At 72.5% G+C, this 4,951-nt stretch carries 2 protein-coding genes and 1 pseudogene; 1 reads left to right on the plus strand and 2 read right to left on the minus strand.

Annotated features, from left to right (window positions below; translation table 11 throughout):
* Positions 1-578, minus strand: a pseudogene (locus tag CR470_RS38940) (protein phosphatase 2C domain-containing protein); the annotation flags it as partial.
* A gap of 217 nt (positions 579-795) precedes the next feature.
* The gene (locus CR470_RS35735) at positions 796-4,566 is read right to left on the minus strand and encodes a S8 family peptidase (RefSeq protein WP_097871734.1); all 3,771 of its coding nucleotides are present in this window, start codon (positions 4,564-4,566) and stop codon (positions 796-798) included.
* Between the two features lie 210 nt (positions 4,567-4,776).
* On the opposite strand from CR470_RS35735, the gene CR470_RS35740 reads away from it, so the two are divergent.
* A partial coding sequence (locus tag CR470_RS35740; RefSeq protein WP_143663954.1) for a helix-turn-helix domain-containing protein occupies positions 4,777-4,951 on the plus strand: 175 nt, incomplete at its 3' end.

The following is a 4,951-nucleotide window of genomic DNA, read 5'->3' on the forward strand; positions in this document are numbered from 1 at the left end:
GACAGCGGCGCAGGAGCGACAGCCCCTTCGGAACCGGCGTGCGGCCAGGCGCCCGGCCCCGGCCCCGGCCCCGGCCCCGGCTCCGGCTCCGGCTCCGGTACGGCGTAAGCGGCCTGCTCCGGCGGCCGGTCGCGCTTCGCGTACGGGTCCCAGGCCGACCGCGGGTCCGGCATGAGGTCGGGCGCCCTTGCCGGGTCGGGAGACGTTCCCGGGTCCAAAGTCGCTTCCGGAACCGGGGCGGGGTCCGGCAACGGCTCCCGCTGCGTCACCACGGGCCGGCTCTGCTCCGGCGGCCGGTACGCATCCGCGTACGGGCCCTCGTAGCGGTCCGCCTCCGGTTCCTCGAACCGGTCCGCGTACGGGTCCTCGTAGGCGTCCGCGTACGGGTCCCGCACGGTCTCGCGCACGGAGGCCCGGTGGTCGCCCGCCGGGCTGCTCACCGTGTCCGACACGGAGTCGAAGCGGTCGTCGAGGCTGTCGGCCACAGCGCTGGGACCGGTGTCCGGCGCGGTCTCGTCGTACAGCTTGCGCCACCAGTCGTCCTCGTGGGCGGCGGGCTTCTCCCCCTGCTGACTCATGCCCTTATTGTCCACCGCGGAGGCGGCCCGAAACCGGGACATCGGGAAAATGTGGCCCGTGAAGAGATCCGCCGGGCGGCCCCACCCCCCACGGGAAGGACGCCCGGCGGACCGGTCGGAGTGATCGGCAGGTCGACGTTCCAGCCGCTCGCGCGACCGGCCGATCACGTATTCAGCGGCTCAGCGGCTCATCCGCTCGCTCGACGGCCCCGCCCCTTCAGCGCACGACGTACGCGTCGTTGACGGTCTGCACCACGGAGTTGCCGTTCGCATCGCTCAGTTCCGTCCGCAGCGTGACGGACTTCCCGGCCGCGTCCGCGTGGTCGACGGTCGCGGTCCAGCGGCCGCCCTGCTGTGCGGTGGTGGCCGCGTGCCAGGTCTCGCCGTCGTCGTAGCTGAAGGAGACCTTCGCGCCGGTGAGTTCGCCGGGGGTGTATCCGGCGTGCCCGGTCGCGCCGAGCCCGATCTTCTGGCCGTTCTTCGCGGGCACCGTCTTCATGCCGTTTGACGGCACGTCGTAGCGCGGGAAGAGCAGCGGGAGGCCTTGCGACGCCACGTCCGGCTTCCGCTCGGAACGGAACGCCCAGGTGGTCTCCGTCCGCGTGGACCGCTTCCAGACCTCGGCGGGCGAGCCGATCTTCATGGTCGTCAGGGTGAGTTCGTACGCGGCGTCCTCGGCAGGCACGGCGAAGGCTCCGAACGGATAGCCGCTCGCGCCGACGAGTTCGCCCTCACGCGTGAGCCGCGTACTGCCGATGTCACCGAACGAGCCCTGCTGGCCGACGTGTTCGGAGTCGGTCATGAACGCCGGGGCGACGCCGATCATGTTGTCCTGGCGTTCGCCGGCGAGCAGCACCGCACCCTTCGCGTCGCGCGGGGCGCCGGGAACCAGCAGGCCCCGGTACCACTCCTCCTTCGTGGCCCGACCTGCCTGGTACGTACGGGCGTTGCCCGTCATCAGCTCGCCCCAGGGGAAGCTGGAGGAGAGCATCTTCTGCCAGACCGTGTCCCCCGCCGTGTAGAACTCGGTGCGCTTTCCGGGGGCGGCGACCACGGCGAGCGAGGACGCGCCGAAGGTCGCGCCGTAGGGGCGGGAGACCAGGAGCGTGTCGACGAAGTCGGTGGCCACGCCCATGGATTCATGGGTGGAGACGACCGAGCCGAGCTTCTTGTCCCGGACCTTGTAGGTGCGGTCCGAGGTGATCTGCCCCTTCTCCGGGAACGACAGGTTGTACACGAACGGGCTGACGGCCGTGGCGGCCCAGGAGACCTCCGTCTTCCCCCTGCCGAGGGCCGTCCTCAGCACGGCGGCCTCGTCCGCCCGCAGGCCGAGGACCGGGAGAGGCGCGGCCCCGTAGCCGACAGACGGCTTCCAGTCACCGGCCGAGGGACGGTGCACCAGGAGCGCCGTCGCCCCGGCGGCCCGCGCGGCCCGCGCCTGGTTCAGGACGGCCGAGGAGTCGTCGCCCACTCCCACCAGGGCGATCCGGCCCTTCACGCCTGCGGCCTCCAGCTCGGCGGCGCTGCCCGCACCGGCGTCGACGACCTCGGCGCGGCCGGTGCCGTCCAGGTTGACCGAGCCGGTGGTGGCGGGCCGGGGGTGCAGGGCCGCTCCGCCGACGAGGGAGAACTTCTGGATCTGCGGGGCATAGGCGCGCCAGACGGAGGCGAACTCGAAGTCCCCGTCCCGCGCCGTGCCCTGGACGTCGACCAGGTAGTCCTTGATCAGCCCGGTGCCGGCGATGGACCCGGAGTGCAGCCAGGTGTCGTCCCACGAGCGCCCGAAGGCGAGGGTCGCGCCGCGTGTCTCGGCGGCCCGGTCCTCGGTCCTCACTTTCAGGCGGTGCGCCTTGCGGGCGTCGAGGACGAGCGTGGTGTCCTTGGTTATCTTCAGCTGGGGGCGGGCCAGATAGCCGATGGATCGCATGAGTTGACCGGTCGCGTCGTCGGTGTCGGGCGAGGCGATGAAGCTGGAGACGAAGTACGCGCCGGGGCGGACCTCGTAGGTCTGGTCGGTGGCGCCCTCGTTGAAGCGGCGTTCGCCGGATGCGGTGTCGGTGCCGATGAGGTCGACCGAGGAGACGCCGTCGGCGGGCTTGCCGGTGCGGTCGACGAGCTTGACGCGCAGGGTGACGGTCTCCGGCGCGACGTACAGGGAGAACGGGGTGGAGACCGTCACTCCCCCGGGGGCGGTGGCGAGGACGCGGCCGGTGACGTCGCCGTACTGGGCGGCGGTCAGCCGGGCGTCGGGGGCGAGAGCGAGGGGGACCTCGACGGTCTCCCCCGCCGGTACGGTGACGGACTTCCGGCCGAGCGAGGCGACCTTGGAGCGGACGGTCGATCCGTCGTTGCCGGTGACGCCGGCGACCTTCAGCGAGAGGGTGACCGGCTTGCCGCTCGTGTTGGTGTAGGGCACGGCGGCGGTGGTGCGGTCGCTCCTGTCCTGCGGCCAGGTGAAGGTGCCGCCCTGCACGGCCGGTGCGCCGAGTACGGGCGTACGGATCGCACGGTCGACGTCGAGTCGCCCGCCGCCGGTCTCGCGTACGTCGCCGGGGACGGCGCTCCGCGCCGAGGAGACGAGGGCCGCCTTGATCTGCTGGGCGGTCCAGTCGGGGTGACGCTGCTTCACCACGGCCGCGGCGCCCGCGACATGCGGGGTCGCCATCGACGTACCGGACATGGACCGGTACGCCTGTGAGCCCCGGCCGCCCGCGGCGGCGGCGGAGATGGCGACGCCGGGCGCGGCGATCTCGGGCTTGAGGGTGTGCGAGACGATCGTGGGGCCCCGGCTGGAGAAGTTCGCGGTGGAATCGTCGCGGTCGACCGCTCCGACGGTCAGCACCCCGGGTGCGCAGCCGGGCGAGGAGACGGTGTTCAGGGACGGGCCGAGGTTTCCGGCGGCGACCACGAAGAGGGTGTCCTTGTTCTTGCCGAGTTCCTCGGCGGCCAGGCTCATCGGGTCGGTGCAGTCGGTGGGCTCCGCGCTGCCGAGGCTCATGGAGACGACGTCGGCCTTGTTGTCGACGGCCCACTGCATGCCCGCGATGATCCAGGAGGCGGCTCCGGATCCGCTGTCGTTGAGGACTTTGCCGACCATCAGGTCGGCGCCGGGCGCGACGCCCTTGTTCTTCCCGCCGCTCGCCGCGCCGGAGCCGCCGACGGTGGACGCGACATGGGTGCCGTGGCCCCGGCGGTCGTCGGTGCCGGCGGAGTCGGTGAAGTTCTCCGAGGCGGTGATCCGGCCCTGGAGGTCGGGGTGTCCGGCATCCGCCCCGGTGTCCAGGACGGCGACCTTGGCGCCGGTCCCGTCGTAACCGGCGGCCCAGGCGAGGTCGGCTCCGACCTGTTTCGTCGACTTGTCGAGACTGGCCTGAACCTTGCGGTCGAGCCAGAGCTTCTTGAGTCCGGCCCCCGACCGGGAGCGCGGTGCCGTGAGGTCGGCCCAGAACGCGGCGGCCCTCTTCTTGTCGGCCTTCAGCGCGAGTCCGTCGATGGCATCGAGGGCCGCTCCGCGCTCGGCCCCGCGCGGGGTGAGCGGGGCGCGGCGGGCGGTGTCGGCGGTGTAGGTGGCGATCAGCGGGACGGCGTCGGCGTGGCTGTCGTCGTAACCCTGGCGGATGAGCCCGGTGACGTTGAACAGCTCCTCGTCGACGGTGCCCGCGGCGAGCGCGGACACGGCGGACTCGGGGTAGACGTACAGGTCCGGGCCGGACTGCCGGGTCTGCAGGAGCGGGACACTGCCGTCCGCGCGGGGCAGGGCCGTGGCGGCGGACGCACCCGACGCGTCCGTCGTCACCAGCACCGTGTCGCCGGTGACGAGCGTCAGTGTGACGGGTTTCGGGGCGCCGGCGGCGGTGGCCGCGCTCCCCGTGATCGGTCTGTTGGGATCCCGCTCGTCCGGTGGCGCGGCCACCGACGGCGCGATCACGGTGACGGCGAGCACGGCGGCGGTCGCCGCTCCCAGTGCCGTACGCGATATCGGGCGCATCGCTCTCCCCAGGTCATTCCGGAATGAAGCAGCCCAAGAGGCCGCATCCCGGAGGTTGTTGGTGCTGCGGTGGCGCCACAGTGGCAGAGGGGCCGGGGGTACAGGGGATGATGTGGGCGGCGGGTTTACGCCGTGGCCTCTTCCCGCCACCCGGGACCCGCCGCAGGGGCGCCTCGATGCGCGATCACCACCACCCGGGGAGGTCGGAGAATGCTGGGGGCCATAGGTCTCGACGAGAGACAGGAAGCCGCGTACCGCGCGCTCGTCGCGGCGGGAGCCGCGGAGCTCGCCGATCTCGCGCACCGGCTGGCGCTGCCCGAGGCGGACACCGAACGGGTGCTGCGTCGGCTGGAGCAGCAGGGCCTGGCCGCACAGTCCTCGGCAC

The organism is Streptomyces sp. rh34, assembly GCF_002551245.1.
In the GTDB taxonomy this organism is placed as follows: Bacteria; Actinomycetota; Actinomycetes; order Streptomycetales; family Streptomycetaceae; genus Streptomyces.

Bases quoted from the DNA above. Each gene is read 5' to 3' on its own strand.
- CR470_RS35735 (WP_097871734.1), bottom strand. From the start codon at position 4,566: ATGCGCCCGATATCGCGTACGGCACTGGGAGCGGCGACCGCCGCCGTG.